This is a genomic window from Candidatus Litorirhabdus singularis, from assembly GCF_026262625.1.
Classification (GTDB): Bacteria; Pseudomonadota; Gammaproteobacteria; order Pseudomonadales; family Halieaceae; genus Litorirhabdus; species Litorirhabdus singularis.
Genome location: NZ_SHNN01000002.1, coordinates 466,167 through 486,260, shown reverse-complemented (window position 1 = coordinate 486,260; position 20,094 = coordinate 466,167). Strand labels below are relative to the sequence as shown.

General features: G+C 45.5%; 14 protein-coding genes and 2 pseudogenes. 4 read left to right on the top strand and 12 right to left on the bottom strand.

Annotated elements, in window-relative coordinates; translation table 11 throughout:
- Window positions 1–2 precede the first annotated feature (2 nt).
- A complete protein-coding gene (locus tag EYC98_RS10560) occupies window positions 3–2,036 on the top strand; it encodes a hypothetical protein (protein ID WP_279245307.1) in 2,034 nt (677 codons plus the stop codon).
- Between the two features lie 183 nt (window positions 2,037–2,219).
- Window positions 2,220–2,897, top strand: a complete 678-nt coding sequence (locus EYC98_RS10555) for a class I SAM-dependent methyltransferase (protein WP_279245306.1) — start codon at window positions 2,220–2,222, stop codon at window positions 2,895–2,897.
- 268 nt (window positions 2,898–3,165) lie between these two features.
- On the opposite strand, the gene EYC98_RS10550 is transcribed toward EYC98_RS10555, so the two are convergent.
- Window positions 3,166–4,674 carry a glycosyltransferase family protein gene (locus tag EYC98_RS10550; protein WP_279245305.1) on the bottom strand — a complete coding sequence of 503 codons (1,509 nt, stop codon included), beginning with the start codon at window positions 4,672–4,674 and terminating at the stop codon, window positions 3,166–3,168.
- Window positions 4,675–5,186: 512 nt separating this feature from the next.
- Between EYC98_RS10550 and EYC98_RS10545 the strand changes: the two genes are divergently transcribed.
- Window positions 5,187–5,993, top strand: coding sequence for a hypothetical protein (locus EYC98_RS10545; protein WP_279245304.1), 807 nt, complete (start codon window positions 5,187–5,189; stop codon window positions 5,991–5,993).
- A 43-nt stretch (window positions 5,994–6,036) separates the two neighbouring features.
- Here EYC98_RS10545 and EYC98_RS10540 read toward each other — a convergent pair.
- From EYC98_RS10540 to EYC98_RS10525, 5 genes and pseudogenes are all read right to left on the bottom strand, one after another.
- Window positions 6,037–6,213, bottom strand: a pseudogene (locus tag EYC98_RS10540) (transposase); the annotation flags it as partial.
- 96 nt (window positions 6,214–6,309) lie between these two features.
- Window positions 6,310–6,378 (bottom strand): annotated as a pseudogene (locus EYC98_RS21785) (hypothetical protein); the annotation flags it as partial.
- Between the two features lie 183 nt (window positions 6,379–6,561).
- A complete protein-coding gene (locus tag EYC98_RS10535; RefSeq protein ID WP_279245303.1) occupies window positions 6,562–7,623 on the bottom strand; it encodes a glycosyltransferase in 1,062 nt (353 codons plus the stop codon).
- A 4-nt stretch (window positions 7,624–7,627) separates the two neighbouring features.
- On the bottom strand, window positions 7,628–8,563 hold the full coding sequence (locus EYC98_RS10530) for a lysylphosphatidylglycerol synthase domain-containing protein (RefSeq protein ID WP_279245302.1): 936 nt from the start codon (window positions 8,561–8,563) through the stop codon (window positions 7,628–7,630).
- Window positions 8,564–8,671: 108 nt separating this feature from the next.
- On the bottom strand, window positions 8,672–10,300 hold the full coding sequence (locus EYC98_RS10525; protein ID WP_279245301.1) for a nucleoside/nucleotide kinase family protein: 1,629 nt from the start codon (window positions 10,298–10,300) through the stop codon (window positions 8,672–8,674).
- A 180-nt stretch (window positions 10,301–10,480) separates the two neighbouring features.
- On the opposite strand from EYC98_RS10525, the gene EYC98_RS10520 reads away from it, so the two are divergent.
- Window positions 10,481–11,662, top strand: a complete 1,182-nt coding sequence (locus EYC98_RS10520) for a glycosyltransferase (RefSeq protein WP_279245300.1) — start codon at window positions 10,481–10,483, stop codon at window positions 11,660–11,662.
- A 40-nt stretch (window positions 11,663–11,702) separates the two neighbouring features.
- On the opposite strand, the gene EYC98_RS10515 is transcribed toward EYC98_RS10520, so the two are convergent.
- The 6 genes from EYC98_RS10515 to EYC98_RS10490 form a co-directional block, all read right to left on the bottom strand.
- Window positions 11,703–12,665, bottom strand: a complete 963-nt coding sequence (locus EYC98_RS10515; RefSeq protein WP_279245299.1) for a glycosyltransferase family 2 protein — start codon at window positions 12,663–12,665, stop codon at window positions 11,703–11,705.
- Window positions 12,666–12,861: 196 nt separating this feature from the next.
- Entirely contained in the window at window positions 12,862–14,457 is a 1,596-nt protein-coding gene (locus EYC98_RS10510; RefSeq protein ID WP_279245298.1) for a glycosyltransferase family protein, read from the bottom strand.
- A 188-nt stretch (window positions 14,458–14,645) separates the two neighbouring features.
- Window positions 14,646–15,824 (bottom strand): glycosyltransferase family 4 protein, encoded by a 1,179-nt coding sequence (locus EYC98_RS10505; RefSeq protein WP_279245297.1) that lies wholly within the window; start codon window positions 15,822–15,824, stop codon window positions 14,646–14,648.
- The gene (locus tag EYC98_RS10500; RefSeq protein WP_279245296.1) at window positions 15,821–17,023 is read right to left on the bottom strand and encodes a glycosyltransferase family 4 protein; all 1,203 of its coding nucleotides are present in this window, start codon (window positions 17,021–17,023) and stop codon (window positions 15,821–15,823) included. The genes EYC98_RS10505 and EYC98_RS10500 overlap by 4 nt, the downstream gene beginning before the upstream one ends.
- Complete coding sequence (locus EYC98_RS10495) at window positions 17,020–18,915, bottom strand: XrtA/PEP-CTERM system amidotransferase (RefSeq protein ID WP_279245295.1); 1,896 nt, start codon at window positions 18,913–18,915, stop codon at window positions 17,020–17,022. Before EYC98_RS10495 ends, EYC98_RS10500 begins: the two co-directional genes overlap by 4 nt.
- A 5-nt stretch (window positions 18,916–18,920) precedes the next feature.
- A complete protein-coding gene (locus EYC98_RS10490) occupies window positions 18,921–20,093 on the bottom strand; it encodes a TIGR03088 family PEP-CTERM/XrtA system glycosyltransferase (RefSeq protein WP_279245294.1) in 1,173 nt (390 codons plus the stop codon).
- Between the last annotated feature and the right edge of the window lies 1 nt (window position 20,094).

The window sequence follows — 20,094 nt, the reverse complement described above, 5'->3', positions numbered from 1 at the left end:
ACATGCCCAATCAAAACTCGAACCTGCGCTTCCTCTCTTTACTACCGACCCCGATACTTGTCTTCATCTCCAATGCACTGCCCCTATATATAATAAACCAATCTGAGCTGAACTATCAGTGGACAGTATTGGCGCCATTCATCATTGCAGCCTTTATAACTCTCTTTTTCGGTCTGTTTTTGCTGAGTTTGCGATTATCGCTGGTCAGCCGTGCTTTCATTTGGCTGTATTATCTATCCGGTCCTGGATTACTTATATATAGTTTGCTTCGCGGGATCGAGAGTCTGGGTATGGAGACAGCGCCTTCGCTGTTTACTTATACGTTATTCTTCTTTTTCTTTGTTGCGGGACTGGCGAGTAGGGTCGAGCCTAGCAAATTTGTCTCGCTATTAGCTGTGTTCGGTACTTTGCTAGTTCTACAAACAGTAATCAGTGTGGGCAATAATGTTGAATTGAAAAAAGGGACTCACCAAAGTTTGCCCCGGCAACCCGAGTTCAAATCATCTGAGGAGAGACTACCTAATATTTATCATCTTGTACTAGACGAGTATCAATCCGATTTTTTCGACACGCAAATTTCCGATACGCTCAAGTCAAAACTTAGCGGGTTTAAATATTATTCAAACGCTGCAGCTTTATATGATATGACGAACTGGTCGATACCTTCAATGTTTCTCGGAGAGGAGTACCGATCACAGGAAACCGATCTAAGCTACCAGAATCGCGCTTTCAATAGCGAAAGCTCATTCTTGCAGCAACTAAAAGATACCGGCTACTCCACGTCTGCTTATACAAGAAAGCTTTATCCCTTCGATTTAGGCCTATTTGATGAAACATATGTGCACTCGAAAAACTCGATGGAGATAACTTTCGACAATAGTGATGCCTTTATTGCGCTGTGGGTCTACCGGGTACTACCTCATCTATTAAGTAAAAAACTCGCGGAAAATCGAGTCCTCATTGACCCAACGACTTATGCCAGCCTGAATAAAAATACCTTTCTAGCTGACTCAGCACCGCAAGAGTCGATGCTGAGCTATTTAAACTACCTCGAAAATGAGCACAAGCTAACTGGCCATAGTCGCTATACCTACATACACCTCTTGCTCCCCCATAGTCCGTACATCTACTCAAGCGACTGCGAGGAAATCAACAATAGCTCAATGGCAGTTCAGTCAGAATGCGCCACAAAACTGATTTTGGATCTGGTAACGGAGCTTAGAAAACTAGGCCGCTATGATCGCTCCCTCATTATTGTTAACGGCGATCACGGCAGTAACTATCGAAAAAGCGAAAGTCTTTGGAAGAATACTAATGATGGTAGGTCCCATAGAAGCTTGTTGCTTATTAAACCGAGTCTCGCCGATTCCGAAAAGCCACTAAGCCGTATCCTAGCAAGCGTAAGTATTCTGGACATATCAAAAGGGGTCGAACAATTTCTAGAGATGCAAACAAGTTTGCACAAAACGATGCCTTGGTGGAATAATGATCGACTTACTAGCATGCCTCAACCAGAACGGTTCTTTTTTCGAGTCAACCAATCGAATCAAACCATGCAGAAATTCAAGATAGATGACGGGCAGAAGTTGTTGCCAGTCGGCGAAATCAACTACTCGACCTCTAATTCCACGGAAAATTTCAGGGGTGTTGCAACCGTATTTCCTGTCAATAAAGTTATCGAGGCTGAGAACGGATTTCTGAGTCCCGCTACAGAAGTCGGAAACACGATTCCAGGCGTTCATGGTAGCTACGTAAGTTTAGGCACAAAAACTTACCAATTTTCCTTAGCGGAGAAAGCGGAGGTGCGAATTCGTATTCGTGTACTTGCGCCGAATGGCAACAGTGATTCTACATTTTTGCGCATCAATGACGGCGCCCCTCTCAGATGGGATATTGCAGTAAGAGAAAAGTGGCACTGGAGTTCCTATAAGTCGTCTTGGGTTCTGGACAAAGGATTACACACGGTCAGTTTCCTCTACCGGGAACCAATCTATATTGACCAGATTGAACTGGTAAGCACTACGTCTAGCGATTAGTACATTCTTGAAATGCTCTTGTCACCCATGAGCTTGCATGGTGAGTTTCCTTCAATATTAGGTACAAAGACAGAAAATCCTGGTGAACTGTTGCAGTAATATCTTCGTTTGCATAGGCTGAAACTAAAATGGAAATCAGTTTCTGTAGCGGTAATATCGCGCAGTCACACGCAGAGGTATATTGTGTCTACATCGTTTAATTCATCTTACATCAGTCCGCGCACAGACTTGCTAGAACAAATCAGAGGTGATGGCCTTAGTGTCCTCGACGTTGGCTGTGCTACTGGCAGCAATGGAAAATATTTGCTTGATAAAGGAATTGCTCAAGAAGTTGTTGGCTTCGAATTCGACCCTGAGATGGCTGCGATTGCTAATCAATTCTACGCTCAGGTACATATCGGTGATTTAGATGTGATAGATGTAGATCAATTGCTGGGCGATAGACAGTTTGACTATATTATTCTGGGCGATGTTTTAGAACACCTTAAAAGCCCATGGAAGTTGCTTTCCACATTTGTAAACCGCTTATCGGAAAATGGCAGAATTATCATTTCACTTCCGAATATTCAGCATATAGACATGTTCATTCATGTCTATATAAAGGGCGTATGGCCCTACAATGATCGCGGTATTTTTGATCGAACACATTTGCGATTTTTTACACTTAAAACCATGCTGCAACTCATTGAAGGCGCTGGCCTGGATGTAGTCAGGACAGAGCGACAGTTCCGCCGCAGGGATTATAAGGGGAGTTCCTTCAATCGCTCACCTTTTGAGTGGTTGTTGATGCATGTTTTCAAAAATTTGTATACCTTTCAGTTTGTGTTTGTATGCACTCACAACGGGAAAAGCCAGCCTTGATGGGTTTGCTAATTGTCTACTAAATCAAAATGAAGCGAAGTAGCTCCAGACCAAATCTTTAGGAGCTGGAGCAACGATATACATTTTCGGCTGGGCAGATATAAGCATGAGAAAACTGTAGTTGCAAGTGGCGCCAATTATGTGGGAATTCGTGGCGAGAGCCAATTTTTTGTACAGCTAACAATCAAGGATTTATCTGCGTTGAAAAATGATTAGAAAATAGATTTTGCGCTTCTTGGCTTTCCCTCTAAGTAAGCTCCCCTGCCTCTCATTCGCGCGCCTCCACGCCGCTCAGGATATTCTCAACAGCGGCGGCTGGAGTGAACCTTTCTCCGAATAGATCTTGCAAAGCTTCAGCTCGTTCGAGTCTCACATCTTCATTGGCCAAATAATAATTGACAATATTTTCAAACTCTCCAAAATCCGAATAAGTCACTAGAAGACCTTCAAATTGATTGTCGATTTCTTCAAAATAGTCTGAAATTACAAAGCCCCCAGCTGAAATCACATCGTAAATTCTGTTATTTACAAAGCCGTTTTCCTTCATTTCTTTCCAGTGATCATTTAGTACGATCTTAGCCGAGCCATACATGGTTCCCAAAAGTTCATTGTGCAGAAACTTTCCCTTGATAAACTTGGCAGGCAAAAATTTATTCCAATTGTCGCCATAGACTGCAAAATCAATATCCAGTTCACTCGCATATCGCACCGACTCTCTAAATACATTTCGAGAGTTTCCTACGAATAGAACGTCATGCGCAGCATGTTTTACTTCTTTAGTCTGTGGCACCATAGTTGAGAATTGAGGCAGAAAATCGATATTCTTATCCGGGAAAATCGAGCGATATTTTTCTGTCATGGTTTGTGAAGCGATCAGCACTCGATCATAGGAGTCAATATCCAAACCCCTAATTTTCTCGGGGTGGCTGATAATCCATAGTATTCTCAGTGCATCCTTTTCGCAAAATGGATTAGTATGAGTGCCATGAATAGTTAGTGAAAAGTCGAACCTGGATGAACTCTTCCACTGATTAAAACAGACAAGGGTTGCTCGGTAGCCCGCTGAAAATAGCTCAGATACTATACTCTTCCCCAAGTGGTAATCGCCCCACTGACGTCCAATGTAGTAATCGTTACACGGGACGTAGATGGCAAATGTTTTAGGCTCTGCTCCTCGTAAATCAGACTCAGACTTTTCAGCCCACGCGACAACTCTATTGAAAGTCGCCAATTTCTCGGAGTCGTTTGTGCAGCTATTCTCTATGAATGTTTGAATTGCGCTTCTAACATCCAGTGCTCCGGCGCCAAATCTGGGGCAGCCATATTGCAAATACAAATCCGAATAGTGCGACCACTTTTCAGTCTCGAACATCTGAGCCTTGACTATGAAAAGTGCGTCTAGGGTGTCCTCAAAATAATCCCCATCTTCGTAGTTAATCGTTTTAACCCTATTGAGTCTATATTCTTTGCTTAGTAGGACCAGTTTAAGAGGGTTATTCCAGTGCTGCAGTGAATGGATGTAGCAAACTATATCGCTAGCTAATGCTTTTCTCGCCACAAAATGCTTTTCGCTTTGGTATGAAATATCAAAGTCAAGTCTGTAGCCGTCCAGAGTGCCCTGCTCACCTAGAATAATAACTTCGAAATTTCGATAGATTTGACGTTGCAATGCTCGAACCAGATCATCCGGCTCTGTCTTAGCGTCGACGATGATAGTAAATCGAAGGTTGGATGATCTAAATTCTCGAAGGACAAGAGGGAGGCTTAATATAGTCACCAGAGTCCTATACAAAAAGGCCGAAACATTAATAGCTGCTAGCGCGATAAACGATCTCATAGGTACAAATATTCACTAATAATTATGTGCTTAGCCATCTGTATCTTCTATTGAGGCTTTTATACGTAGCATACCGAAATTCCGATATTATGGTAGCGTAAAAAATATGGTAGCTATTGAATCTCCCATTTCGGATAGCGCCTGCAGTCATTCCGAGATCTATCACGGTCCTGACATTCCAGTAAAAACTCCGGAAGAATAATCGAGGTGCGCTATTTCCGACTCTCTATCGACTGCCAGCTTATCCCACAACCGCAGATATTTATCGACAGATATTGCTACTTTTTCTATTGAGGCATCAGTAATAGCAGAGATCAGCGCATCTAGTTGACTGCTGTCAAAGATTTGAGAAAAACAATTCGCTGCATGCCACTGACTTGGCATATTATTGGGCCTACGAAGTGGCCGAATCGTTGATATCTGTCAGCGATGATCGAGTTGAGGAAAGATCATTGAATAAGTCTGAAGATGCAAGCTGTCTTGTCTTTTGTTCTGCTGGTGAGAGAATTTTTGCCCTCGATTGGTTGCAAGGTCTCCAATCAAGAGAAAATTTTGCTACTGCCATTGTTTACTATGGCGAAGATCCGGTTGCGCCACCGCAGACAGACTATTTTTTACAAAACACGGATTTCAAGATGCCGAACTTCCTTGCACTCCTAGCGAAGTACCCAGAAGTTCTTGAGTATGATTACTACATATTCATTGATGACGATATTCAGATTGAATCAGACGCCTTCAGCACCTGGTTATCTGCGGCCATGATTAACGAACTGGCGGTATCACAACCTGCTCTAACCGCCGATAGCAAGGCTGACTGGCCGCACCTTAAGCAACAGGCTCTAGATATAGATTTTGGTCAATTCGTTGAAGTACAATGTTTCATGATCTCAAGAAATATATTGAGACTGGCATTGCCCTTCTTCTATATGATCAAAACAGGTACCGGACTGGACATAATAATTTATCTTCTCTGTAGTAGGCATAAGTCCAGGATGGGCGTGCTGCATAATATTCCCGTAAACCATCCCTATCGCGATGATGAGCTGACCGTCAGGCGGCAGTTCACTAGCTTTGGAGATTTCAATCAGCGACTTTCTCGTAGCATTGAGTTTTGCTTTGAAGAAGATCCACTTGAGGCCCTTGCATTTCTTTCGAATAATATCGGAGATACAAGGTACGGCTTCGTCCGATTTTACGCGAGCTGCAAGTTTGTGTTCGATAGACTGATTAGAAAAATACGAAAGATCATGGGTAATTGAAGTGAATATTTGGTTGCTTTACATATACAAACCGGGCGATTCAGGACTGCCATTCGACAACCTGCTCGATGACGGCATCGGTGACCTTGGAGATCGGGGCTGCTGAGACATCAGCACCGTACATTTCCTTGAAGGTGATTACGATTTGCCCGGTGGTCATACCTTGGTTGTACAGGAAGAGAATCTTGTCGTCCATCGCGGTAAATCGGCGCTGGTGTTTGTTGTTTGGTGTTTGACACTTTAGTATCACTGCCAAAATCGTTTTCACCAATTTTTTGAGAACCTCTTCCCTAGATCTTACTATGGGACCGGGTGGCGTAGACTCATAGTCAAAGTAGAACTCCCTGTCTTTTGACTGGTACTTTTCTAAGTGAGCTGCCGCCATGGAATGATCATTTCCATCTCGTCCAGAAACTGTTCTTCACGCGTCTTTTTACGGAATTTCTCAAACTCGCCTTCAGCCAGTGTCTGTTGTTTCATGGGAAACCGTTTCCTAGTAAAGGTGGACGGGTTCAATATCGCAGAAATCGGGAATTAATCAGATATTCCCCAAGTATTGGCGAACAGATTAATCCAGCTCGCTGTAGAGCGTATTATACTTTTCTTTGAAACGAGCAATCTGATAGCTGGAACTGCCTAGTCTCCTGGCGTTGTCGAGATAAGGTCCACTATTGTCTGAAATCCGTGTAATCGACTCCGCGAAAGAGGAAGCATCAACTGCGACGATATCACCACAGTTGCTAGTTTCAATATCATCAGCGACAGAATTGAATTTGGTGGAAATAATAGGGCAGCCGCAGCTTATGGCTTCGATTACGCTTAATGGTGGATCAGGGCACTCCATATTTTGATGTAAGCAGAGAAAAATAGAGACTGAAGAAAAAAGATCACCCATTTTTTCTACCGATTTATGCTCAATAGTTAAGTTACCTTTAGTGTTGCCTGCTAATTCCTCAATATAATCGCGATTGGTAATCGATCGATTTACCAAAATAAACTCTATACTTTTGTCGACCTCGAAGGTTTCCTTCACAAGTTCAAAAAAGAAGTATACCCCTCTCTTTTCAAAATCAGACCTTTTCCACGGTACGCCAACAAAGAGTACCGTTCTGGGCCTTCGCTCAATAAGGTGGTTTTCGAATTCCACTGAGCCTGGAACAATCTCTCGTATCCGATCTTTTCGTTCCAATAGCGTTCTCGCACGGGTTGTTGACCACTGACTTTGGGTGACTATGCGGTCCGAATTCGATGAACACACTATTTGGTCATCGCTGCTTTTTAACAAAGTGAACACCGTTGTATGACCCATCAATCTGCAAAGAAAAATAAGCGCCTTTACATATTTCGTATGTTTTGCCGGCATCAAAAAATGAACTATTGCTTTCTCCCCATATGAATATCGTACAATCCATATAGGCAACAATATTGCGTTCATGAGCACATGGTAGTTTGGAACCGCTATATAATTCTCGTTTGGCGCGCTAGACATTTTTACCCCGGGGTTACCGAAAGAAATTACCTGATACCCTCGACCCAAACTCAATCCTGTTATCAGTATCTCCGCTAGCTTTGAGCAAAATTCATTGTAGGGAGGAAAGAGATCCATCCCGATAAATATAACTTTCTTCATGGTCTCATCCGGTATCTTCGGGTTGATCTAGCATTTTTTTAGAGAGGCTATGTGTCGCAAGTGGACCAAGTACAAACAAACATCCTAGCAAAATTAGCCGGTCGAGTGATGCCGCAATTACTCCAGCTTGAAAGTTACCGCCCAAAGCCAAGTCGAAGGCGCCGATCACCGCTTCTCTTATGCCAATTGCGCCAGGTACTATCCCAATAACTCGAACTGGTATTGATGCGAGAGATATAAGAAGAATTTCAGCAATTCCGGTTTCTAAAGACAAGAACGAATAGCAGAGTACCAAACGGAGTCCGACAGACAGCGTGGCAGAGCAAATGAATAGCAATACAATGGCGAAAAACCGGGAATCACTGGTCATTATTTGCCACCCGACAACAATATCTGCAATAACACTCGATACTCGGTTTTTCTCAAAAAAATTACTTCTTAACCATTTAGTAGGGATGTTTAGAACCAGGATGCACGCCGTGCTTAATCCAATGAAAATGGATGAGATCAAAACCCCTGAGTTAATGTAGATCGATATACCGGTTCCTAAAACACCCACCGTTAGCATTTGGATGATGGTCAGCGATAGGGAAATAGAAACGTAATCCGTGTAGCGTATATTGTGTACCTTTTTGAGGTAAGCCCCCTTTGCAAATAGGCCAGCTTTAAGTGGAAGATAGTTTAGGTAGGCAGTACTTAAGTCGAGTTTTATTGCCTCCAGGACGCTCATCCTGGCATTATGTTTCGATAAAAACCAAATCATTGGGAGAACAATTAGAGCTCTGCTTACCAAAAATAATACAACCAAAATGGCAATGCTGCTGGCCCCAACCTCAGTGATTTTGAGAAACTGGTCTGAATACTCTCGAATGTAGAAAAAACTGAGTATCGTTATGGATACCAGTAAAATTGCAGATAGGTGCTGTTTTTTCAGGAGCATTGGCGGCCTATGAACATAGTTGTATATATCTATCGGTTGACTTCAAAAACAGACGCAGTTGCTTGCCGCTGCAATATATTTTTCCCTAAATTGGAAGAGTCCGTTGGATCAAATCTTCGATCTTACATCCGCAAGAACCTTGTGCTCTATACCAAGATTCTGGATTTCTTTTCTGAAAGAGACGGTAATCGCTGCTCTGGTAAGCTGATAAGCCGTGTCGGTCAAGGGGAACTTACCACTTATTGATATGCGTCTATCTTTTGCTGTATTGCGCTGCGTTGCGTTTCTCAAAATGTCTTGCTGACGCACCACCTCTTCCAATGTGCGTTCCTTTCTTCTAGCAAATATCGTATTTTCATCCACATCCAAAAAGCAGATCAAACTGGGTTTTGGAACAATTTTCTCAATCAAAAGAGCTGCAACGCGGCTTGAATAGGGCATAATTTTCAAGTCATATACGTAGCGATCAAATACTATAATCTTCCTTCTGATAATGGATGGAAAAACATACACTACATATCTTGAAAAATAGTCCAGAACGTAAAAATAGCTGCCAATCCATCTGGTAGCTTTCTCCAGCGCTGAGCGATCTTCGCTTTTCGGTCCCGCGTCCAAATATACTTCACCGGACTTTTTGGTGAAGAGTGTGCTGAGCTTTTTCTGCAGAAATTCAACCCCGGGTAGTCCGCCACGGACTCTTCCGAAATAGAATATTTCTACAGGGAGGCAAAATCTACGCAAATTTTGCTCTACGCTACTAACTGTGCTCGATTTCCCTGTTCCATCGGTGCCTATTATCGCAACCGATGTTGCAGCAGGCCTGGCCCCCGCGGGATTAATAGTTCGTTGCCTCGGCTTTCTGGAATAAAGAAGTTTGTCAATGACTCCTACTATAAGGAGGAAAGGCCTACTTCCAAAATAGCTCAAGAGCATATTATTTCTTGCCTTTCTCCAATCCTGCTCCAGAATTTGTCCGCTATTGCTCTGCAGAATTCTAGTCAGAAAAGCGCTTGCCTCTTTGTTGAAATTGTTTCTATGAAGGTCCAACCACTGCCTCTTTCCATCGTCGTCCATTTTCTTCCAATGGGATCTGGCATTATCAATTCTCGACTCGGTAAACCCTTTTCCCCTAACCAATCTTCTAACGATCGAATCGGTAAGAATTGCTCCTCCTGAAAATCTTGGCACTCCCGCAGGTCTCTGAATGGAATTGATGTAAGTTTCCTCATCTGACACTTTTACTATGCCTGCGCTTGACGGGCCACCGTTGAAGTCCACCATCGAGATGACTGAACCGTCTACGTCTATAAATACAAAAATAGCGCTGAGTACGGAAGCCTTGCCCATAACCCCGGGCCTTGAGCAGACAGGGACCCCTCCAGCAGAGATAGCCACATCAATGCACATTTCCATGTCATTCAACGGGACCCAGATGTCGATATCTTTCCGAGATCCCGCTCTAACCCAACTGAAGAGCTCCATAGGTTCTCCTCTAATCGCCCAGGTGATACCAGATTGATCCAGGAGATTGAAAAGATTTCTTATTGACGCGATTCTTTTTGCTGGGTCATTTTCGCTGTGACTGATGGAGTTCATAGCCGAGCCGTTTTCTCTATTCATAGGAATATGTGGTTTACTTTTCGGCATTAGATATTTACCGTTTGAGAATATAGTGTATGAGAGCCGGTGTATTTGGTCAAAGGATATGAGAGGAATCTGGACTTTTCCCAGATACATTCACTAGCTACATGCTCGTTTACGTTAAACTAAAAATTGCTGGCGATTGAATGTCACTTATTCAAGCTTGGGAATGTCACTATTTCGCTCTAATTCAGCGTCTGGTCATTTTCTTGGTTTCCGCTCGTGTCGTATAATTACATCTGTAAATGCAAAAATTCCCAGGTCCTGGTTTGGGATATGGAGAAAAAATTTGTGCCGGCGGGAATTATTTTGATAAATGAGAAGTTACTTGTTTGGGGAACCTACGATACCGGCAAACCTCGTACCAGGATACTTATAGCAGCCTCACGACTAGTCTTCGGCGAAGTAATCGAATGCCATAGGGACGTATGGGGAGGCGTTGAGGACAAGTCTCAGCTGACGGGCGTGCGCGCTAAGTTGGGTATTCTGACTAAATGGCTATTTGCCTATCCCGTTTTGATTTTTAGATACTTGCGGGCGCCTAAACACAATTTGGTGCTCATACCCTACATGGGGATCATTGATATTATTATTCTATATCCCTTTGCCAGGATGCGCGGTGCAAAAATCTGCCTGGATATTTTCATAAGCATCTACGATACAACGGTGATAGACCGGGAGCTTTTGAACAAGGAAGGCATCATCGCGAAACTGTTATATTACGTTGAACACGCAGCCATTAATTTGGCTGACATCAGGCTTATTGATACCTGGTCCCACGCGAAATATATCGAAGAGCTTTTTGGCATGCCTGCGGACAGTGTGCAGTCGGTTTGGGTTGGAATGGAAAGTGAAAAATTTCCGCGTAAGATTTTTTCTTCGCCATCTCAGGAATCGCCTGAGCGGGTCAAGGTTCTATTTTATGGTCAGTTTATACCGCTGCATGGTATCGATGTTATTGTCGAAGCCGCGGAACTGCTCGAACAATCTGGAGCATGCGGCGTCGAATGGATTCTTATTGGTAAGGGCCAACTGCAAACTGAAATTGATGAAATGATTCGCGCCAAAGTTCTAAACACGATAACAAGAATTGAATGGGTCCCGTACGACGAACTGATAGAAAATATTGTAAACGCCGATATATGTCTTGGAGTTTTCAATGCTAAAGGTAAGTCACTTAGAGTAATCCCGAACAAGGTTTTTCAAATCCTTGCTGCAGGCACAGCCTTGATTACTGCAGATTCACCAGCGATGAACGAACTGATTTCAGAAGAAACCCCAGGAATCATGCTGGTTAGACCAGGTAGTGCCTCCGACCTTGCTGAAGCTGTCCTAAAAATGTCTAAGCAACTCAGTCAGCAGACGCTGGACACAAGTAATATGCCACTCATTGACTCGAGGGTTGTCGCAGAGCAATTTAGAGATGTTGTGGAGCGTTCATTTCAAACTCCAGATTAGCTACCTTAGTTTCGCAGCAAGGTCGCTCTGCGGCGGTCGATCACCTATCTTTTTCTCGCCCCACCATCTCAAGCTCAAGTCGTCGGACTTTTTCCAGCGTCATCTCCAATAATTGCCTGTTGAACCCAATTAAGTCGGCTAATAGCGCTATAAGAAATGAGAAAAATCCCAATATGGTAAAAGTGCCGCCAAGTACCAGCGATTGAATATGTCCTGCTCCACCATCTGTGAAATAGAAATAGATGAAACGTGTTATCGGCACAATCCCCAATAAGGTCAGTATTATCCCGAGGAAGAAGAAGACACGCAGCGGCTGATACATAGTGTACATACGCACAATAGTGGTTACTTGTCGTTCTATGAACTTTGGAATACTTGTGAAGAGCCTGGAGTCTCGCGTTTTTCCATTTGTGTCCACTGCTACTGACACCACAGCTAAGTGCTTTTTACCCGCCTGAATAAGCGTCTCAATGGTGTAGCTAAAGGGGGAAACGACATTCATCTGCAGGGCTGCTTCACGGCTATAAGCCCTAAAGCCACTCACAGCATCGGGCACGCTCGTCTCAGAAAGCCCGCGTACCAGGGCACTTCCAAGTTTCTGCAGGATCTTTTTGCCTTTAGAAAAGTGCACCACATTGTCAGTCTGCCTGTCACCGATGACTATGTCGGCGCGCGCATCAATTATAGGTTGTATTAATTTGGGTATGTGCCACCCAGCGTACTGATTATCGCCATCAGTGTTCACAATAATATCAGCGTCAAGCTTAAGACATGCATCCAGCCCGGTACGGAATGATCTGGCTAGTCCCCTGTTATTCTTATTGATAATTATGTGGTCGACACCGAGTTCTTTGGCCACTTCGATGGTGCGGTCGGTTGACCCATCATCAATAATGAGAACCTCGACTATGTCAACCCCAGGAATGACCTTGGGAATGTCATTAAAGGTGGCTGGCAGTGTACCCTCTTCATTGAAGCAAGGGATCTGTACAATTAGTTTCATATAGCTAAAGCCGCGCCGTAATGGGATTATTGCGTTACTAAGAACTCACTGGTTGATGCTATTCCGAATGCACAGGGAAGTCGAGTTTTACACCCCTCGGATACGCGGACTTGATCACAGTTTGGGGAGTAAAATCTGCTTACGAAGCGGCAAAACCGCTATTTAACGATAAGCGCGACACAAAAATGTCAGGACATTACAGAATATTTTCTAATTTATTCAAGTTAATCTTATAAACCATAATGGCCAAATTAGGCACACCTTCATTTACCCCAAACACCTTTGTGAATACATCACTATGCTTGGTAACCAGATTCAGCGCATGAACGTCCCTGCGGCTAAACTTGCCGTAAGTTATCAAGAATTCTGTTTGATATTTCAACATTCTAGCTATCGTTTCTTTGTGATCTGGGTCATTTAGAACAGGAAAGGACCTTCTATCTATAGTAGACGGCATAATCCCCCATTCTGTCGTCGCTACTACTGCATTAATAGGTATATTGATGTCCGTAAAGACTTTTACAGCAGCTAACGCTCGTGATTCTTCTCCTCTTCTCTCTTCTAATCCGATATGCTTGGTTAGGTTAGGATGGGAAATAACGAGTAAAGTAATGACAAACAAAACTGTAAAAGCTTGCGATACCGGTTTTGTAAAAGCTAAAAGCTTCCAATTAAGAATGGACTGTATCCCAAGTCCCATAATCATAACAAAAAACGGTAATATCGGTATCCAATAGCGTAGAACAATATGTAAGTTATTCTTGAAAAAAATAGAATTACCAATATAGGCGAGAGAAAACAATACGTAGAAAAACTCTAAATAATTTGCTCTCTTTAACCAAGGTTTAACTCCGAAAGCGAATAAAAGGAGAATCAGTGGCAATATGATCTTCTTATTTGTTAGGGTGATACCGCCGTACCAAAACTCAAGCAACCCTCCAAAAAAAAGTGCAGCTCTTTGAATTGGAATATACCCCCCCTCACTAATCCCAGCTAAGGAAGTACCGCCCGGGAAACCTTCAGCATATAGAGCTAATCCACTCAAACCGAAGAATCGTGAGTTAGCCATATTAAACGTATCGGGCGTGTAGAGAAGATAGTTACGAATCGTCCAAATACCAAAAGGTAAAAACACCAGACCGCACAAAGTAAGCAAACAGGCCATTTTGACTATATCTACCCGCTTACGTAGAGACCAGGCATGCATCAACAAAGCTACCGAGAAAGCGGCGCAAAGAAATAAACCTTGAAATCGTACCAATGAACTTATGGAAACTAAAAGAAAGCAAATAGCCAAATATGAAACTTGATAAGTTTCTAGATATTTACGCCAGGATAAGAGAGCAAATATTGTTAACGCTAAAAACGTACAGTCGCTGTAAAGAACATACATGTACTCAGTGAAAATGGAAGATGTTATAAGCAGTATGGGCAAGAATAAGGCGGTGTAGCCATAGGTATTAACTGAATAGTATTTCCTTAACCCCCAAACTCCAAGCAAGGCAATAAATGCTACATAAAACTGTAGTGCAAAAAAGTTCTTACCGAAAAGCACCAGCGGCGGTATCAGAATCGACGAAAAACCTGGATAGTAATGTAGATTGGGCGCCCCATTAAACCAATATCGATATTCAGCGAGTAAAGTCTCCGCACTCGTTAAATACCACCCAGAATCAGGTACTTGAATCCAATATGCAGGAACAGTCGAGAGAATGAATAGCGATGCGAGAAGTAGTAAAAACTTCTGAAAGCGTTCCAGGTTATCGTTATTCGGTAACTTTCTTAACCGCATGCTTGCACAGCCCTAATAATTTGCACGGAATAATAGACGATTACAATTGGGTAATTCGCATGTCAATAACTTGGCGCTGTATAGCGACCCGAGCTTTCGTGAAACCACACAGGTAGAACGCAAGTGTATAAAGGCTTCACTTAAAAAAAGACATTGTTCAAATTTAATAGCAGATAATCTTGCGACGGTCATGGCGCCTGTGTACCGAGTCCGACATGGGAATTAGTCCGGGAAAGCAATATTGCAGCGATTTTCTCCGCATTGGAATCCCAGAAATACTCACCCTCACAAAGTGCCTGCTTAACATCTTCTGAAAACCGGCTTCTGAGAGCGCCATCAAAGCACAGCGCGGCCAGCTTATCGTCAAATGATGTTGAGTTGGCTGGATCAAATAATAGGCCATTAACTCTATCTGTAATAACTTCCCGTATGTTCGGACTGTCAGGGGCGATGATAGCTTTACCCAAAGCCATGTACTCAAATAGTTTTAGAGGAGAGGCGTAGTCGACGACATCGGGTTGTAACGCAATATCAAAGCTCGCGACGTACTCCGGGATTTGTTCTCTTGAGACGATACCGGTAACCGTGAACTTGTTTTCGATCCCAAGTCTTCTGGCCTGTGAGTTGAGTTTCGTAGTAACCGGCCCGTCCCCAACCAGCATAAGGTGCCAGTTCTCATCGCGGTGCTCAGCCAAAAAATCGAGCACGCGATCAATCCCGTGCCATTCTCGTGCAAAACCTGTAAAACCTAGTATCAACTGTCCTTGGAGACCATGTTTTTCGCGCACGCTAACGTCAGAAATTAGCTCCGAAAACTGTTTTCGATTAATACCATTGTGAATGACTCGCAGCTTCTCTGTATGGATGCCCCGCGCCAGCACCCTCTTTGCCAATACACCTGTGACCGGTAATACAAAATCGGCATTGCGCCATACATAACTCTCGCTCCACTCGGCAAGCCTTTTCAGCGAAAGCTCTCCGTGCGTAGAGCGCTCTTCATAAAGCGGGGCATTGATTTCGAGAACCAACGGAATTTTGAAAATTTTCTTCGCCCATATGCCTGAAGGGAAAAACAGGTTATATCGCTCATAGATCCCGTCTGGACGATGAACCTGAATAAGCCTTACTAATTTTATGAAGTCAAAAAGGCTATAGGCGAACTCCGCAAATTCATGAATAAAATTTGGCAGATATTTCCTGATATTGGATACGGCGTCTGAGCTTTTGCCAAAGGACTTACTTTGAGTTGATCCTGGTTCGGATACGATCACCTCGTGTCCCAGCTCTCGCAATGCCGCTACAATCTCTGCCACATGCACGTATTGGCCATCTTTTGACGCCACTCTGTGGTGATAAAGTATCTTCATGCTTGAGCCTTACAGGCGGTAAGAGAGTGAAAAAGGCTATACAAGCTGTTGACTGTCGCATCCCACGAGAACAGCTCCGCGTAAGCACGCGTTTTTGAGTGCTGCGGATAGTCGGCAAACAGCTTCTGCACTCCCTTCGATATACCGCTAGCGGTCCTTGTTTCCACCAAAACACCAGCCTCCTCTGCTGCCACCACTTCCGGCGTGCCCCATATACTGGTCGCTACCACTGGCGTTCCACAGGCCATGGATTCCAGTAGCACATTGGCCCAGCCCTCGCGACTGGAGGCTAGAACCAGAGCATCGGCCGCATTTAACCAACGACATAGCTCCGGTTGTGTTACAGCGCCAAGAAAGCGTACGCGTTCAGTAAGGCAATGCTGAGCAACCAGCTGCTGCAGCGTGCCAAGTTCCTCGCCATCACCGGCAATGACAAGCGAATAGTCGGGTAAATCGAGCAACGCGGCGATGACCAGATCATGCCCCTTACGATCAATAAGATGCCCTACACTGATTAGCGTATTTCCTGATACCAGCAGTTCTGAACGACATTGTTCACGCTCTAATGGTCTGAATAGCTCCAGATCAACTCCGTTGCGCATCACGTGTACTTTCCGTCCATCGGCTCCGATCTCGACCATACGGTCCCTGAGAGCACTACAGACAGTAATTGAAGCTGCAGCGCGGCCTGCAGCCCACAAGATCATTTTTTTGGGCAGCGCCACTTCTGGAATCAGGTTAATATCGGTACCGCGCGCCGTCACCGTAAAGGTGCGCTTCAATATGGTGGCCAGCAGTGCTACCGCTACCCCATCCGGGTAGTAGTAGTGGGCATCTATAAGGTCGAACTCTATATTTTCCCGCTTCAACCTGTTCACTGCCATGAGCAGCGACAGAAACATAAAGAACGGTGTCAGCAGCATGCCGATATACGGTATCACCAGGTATCTCGGGTGGTGAACGGGTATACCATGGCGCTCTTCATACGCCGGTATGCCGACATACTGTTGATACCGCGCCATTCCACCTAACAGTGGCGGCACCCATGGCACGGGAGCAATAACCCGAGCGCTAACTGGTTTTGCCTCACACAGATGACGCAGTCGAGTCTCAACGAAAATCCCATGCCGCTCTTGCGCCGGATTTGGGTAAAGGCTGGAGATCACCAGCAGACTGACATTGGCGTCCGCTTGGCTCACGTCACACCCATCGTGCGCATACTGGCTTCAAACATCAGCAGCGACCATAGAGCCGCGCTATGGTCATTTTGTCCACTCTCGTGCTGTTTCACCAATTTTTTCAAGTAGTCTCTATCGAAGTAGCCAGTGTCGGCGAGGCCACCATCGGCGATTGAATCACGCAACCGCTGCTTCAGGGGCCCCCTGAACCAGTTTGCCAGAGGTACACCAAAGCCCATCTTGTCCCGGTAAAGAACGTCATTGGGCAAATGCGGCTCCAGGGACTTCTTCAACAGGTATTTGCCTTCTTGCCCACGTAATTTCATGCTCGGCGGTAATCCAGAGACCCACTCCACAAAATGATGATCCAGTAGAGGCACTCTTACTTCCAGGGCATGGGCCATGCTGGCACGGTCCACCTTGGTTAGGATGTCGCCGCAAAGGTAGGTCTTAAGATCGATATACTGAATCAATGACAAGGGGTCATCAGTAGGCGCGTTGTCTGCGTAGTGATTAAAAGTCTCTACGGAGCGGTAACCTTGCAGGTCGCTGTGCATAGACGCACTAAACATTTTTTGCCGCTGGGTATCGGTGGTTATTGATACAGAATGCAGATAAGCCTCCACAGAACTGCGCGCCAGTGATTGCAGCGTGCTCTTTGCCCTGAACATTTTGGGAGCCCAGTCAGCCTTCGGGTAAATGGCACCCGCCAGACCAAATAGTGGCCCGCGTATGGACTGCGGGATATTGCTGCGCAGGGCCTCTTCATTCATATGCCAGCGATGCCGGCGATAGCCGGCAAAGTTTTCATCGCCGCCATCCCCTGACAGGGCCACTGTGACCTGTTGTCTGGCCAATTGGCAGACGCGATAAGTAGGTAGCGCGGAACTGTCGGCAAAGGGCTCGTCGTAATGGTGGGCCAGCGTATCCAGCAGGTCAAAGTCGTCGCTGTCTACCACACGCTCAAAGTGATTGGTCTGGTAGCGATCTGCGACCATTCGTGCAAAATCTGTTTCGTCGTATTGAGCAACATCGAAGCCTATAGCGCAGGTGTTAACCGGGTCGCTCTGTAACTGGGCCATCATTGCCACTACGGCGCTGGAATCGACCCCGCCGGACAAGAATGATCCCAATGGGACTTCGGCAACCATTCTTACATCGACCGCGTCGCGCATTCGCCGAATCAGTTCTTCAGTCCATTCCTCCTCACTGGCAACAGCATGGGGCGTGAAACTAACATCCCAATACTGTTTGCTGGTCGGTTCGGGGAGTCCGCGTTTGAAATAAAGAGTGTGTCCTGCGTGCAACTTCTGGACGCCAGTGAACATGGTTCTGGGTTCTGGTATGTAGCCCAGCGAAAAGTAATCTTCCATCGCGAAGGGATCGAGAATTCTAGGCATGCCTGGGTGGGCTGCTAGAACCTTGAGCTCAGAACCGAATATCAATTGGCCGTCACTCAATATCGCGTAGTACAAGGGTTTGATGCCCAATCGATCTCTTGCCAGGAATAGCGATTGCTCTTTACGGTCATAAATAGCAAACGCAAACATGCCTCGAAAATGATCGACGCATCGCTCGCCCCACTCGCGCCAGGCGTAGAGAATCACTTCGGTATCGCAGCGGGTCTTGAATAGGTGTCCGCGTGCCTTGAGCTCTTCCGCGAGCTCACGGAAGTTATAAATTTCGCCGTTAAACACAACAACAATATCGCCATCAGCGCTGCTCATCGGCTGTTGTCCGCTAGACAAATCGATGATGGACAAGCGCCTGTGGCCCAGTGCCACGCCCGCCTCCAGAAACGTGCCGCCCTCGTCCGGGCCACGGTGGAACTGCGCCTCGTTCATAGCATGCAGAAGCTTGGCGTCAAACGTTTGCCTGCCTCTGAGATCGAACATGCCTGCAATACCGCACATATAGGCTAGACTCCTGCTCGGGCGTGATCACCCGGTGTTGCTAGTAAAGCATCGTAAACAGCTTTGTATTGTTCGACTGTGCGCGCCCAACTAAACCCGGATTTAACGAGTCTTAGGCTGGCTTGACCCATTTTCTGGCGCTTATCCGCATCAGTAATCAAGTCACCCAGAGCGTCGGCCAAAGCGTTTACGTCGCAGACGGGCGTCAATAAACCATTAACACCATCACTGACCAGCTCGCAATTGCCACCCACTGCCGTGGCAATGATGGGTAAGCCTGTGGCCATAGCCTCCAGAACTGTATTGGAGACACCCTCGCCCAGAGACGGCAGTACAAAGAGATCAAGCTGCTGTAACAACTGCGGAATGTCGTCCCGGTTTCCGGCCATGATGACAATGTCATCCAGCACCAGTTCTTTGGCCAGTAACTTCAACTCCTGCAGCAGAGGACCATCGCCTACCAGCGTTACGCTGATGGTGTTGCGCAGAGCCGGCTGGGCTTGAAGGAGTTGATGCACGGCCTTGAGTAATGACGCCTGGTCCTTGATGGCGGCTAAGCGACCTACCGTACCAATATGCACTACTGGAGCGCTTTCACTGTCGGTATCCGGAGATGCGATCTGAGACACTGGTTTTGGTGCGAATTTAACCGTGTCGACCCCGTTGTAGATCTGCACAATTTTACGCGCGGGAATGCCCACCTCGTCGATTAACCAGGCCTGTAAGTCCTGGCTAACGGTAATGAAACGGTCCACAAAAAGGCTCATAGCCCGACGTAGATAGCGGTAGCGTGTATTTTCTCCGGCAACATCGTAAATATCTCTGCCATGCTCGCCGTGTACGCCCTTGACGCCTGGCATAAGAAAAACCAGTGCTTGCATCTCCAGAGCAGCAATATTGCGTGTATGCACCAGCGCTGGCTTCAGCTTGCGTAGCAGGCACCAGAAGCGCCAGTAAAGCCCGATATCGTGGCCTTCTTTGCAGTTGAGTGAATAGACGGTGATATCCGCAGTTATGCGTGCCTCGAATTCGCCTGATTGCTTAAGACATACGATAGCGTGTCGATAACATTCTGTTGGCATGCGGTTGAGGATATTGATAAGCCCGTTCTCGAGGCCGCCCGCGCCAAGTGAATACAGCACGTGCACAATCAACGGTCTGGCCTCCCCCGTCGCCATA

What these genes read in the sequence shown, in the direction of transcription:
- EYC98_RS10560 (WP_279245307.1), top strand. Translation starts at nt 3, where the DNA reads ATGCCCAATCAAAACTCGAACCTGCGCTTCCTCTCTTTACTACCGACC.
- EYC98_RS10535 (WP_279245303.1), bottom strand. Translation starts at nt 7,623, where the DNA reads ATGAAGAAAGTTATATTTATCGGGATGGATCTCTTTCCTCCCTACAAT.
- EYC98_RS10530 (WP_279245302.1), bottom strand. Translation starts at nt 8,563, where the DNA reads ATGCTCCTGAAAAAACAGCACCTATCTGCAATTTTACTGGTATCCATA.
- EYC98_RS10525 (WP_279245301.1), bottom strand. Translation starts at nt 10,300, where the DNA reads ATGTATCTGGGAAAAGTCCAGATTCCTCTCATATCCTTTGACCAAATA.
- EYC98_RS10520 (WP_279245300.1), top strand. Translation starts at nt 10,481, where the DNA reads ATGGAGAAAAAATTTGTGCCGGCGGGAATTATTTTGATAAATGAGAAG.
- EYC98_RS10515 (WP_279245299.1), bottom strand. Translation starts at nt 12,665, where the DNA reads ATGAAACTAATTGTACAGATCCCTTGCTTCAATGAAGAGGGTACACTG.
- EYC98_RS10510 (WP_279245298.1), bottom strand. Translation starts at nt 14,457, where the DNA reads ATGCGGTTAAGAAAGTTACCGAATAACGATAACCTGGAACGCTTTCAG.
- EYC98_RS10505 (WP_279245297.1), bottom strand. Translation starts at nt 15,824, where the DNA reads ATGAAGATACTTTATCACCACAGAGTGGCGTCAAAAGATGGCCAATAC.
- EYC98_RS10495 (WP_279245295.1), bottom strand. Translation starts at nt 18,915, where the DNA reads ATGTGCGGTATTGCAGGCATGTTCGATCTCAGAGGCAGGCAAACGTTT.
- EYC98_RS10490 (WP_279245294.1), bottom strand. Translation starts at nt 20,093, where the DNA reads ATGGCGACGGGGGAGGCCAGACCGTTGATTGTGCACGTGCTGTATTCA.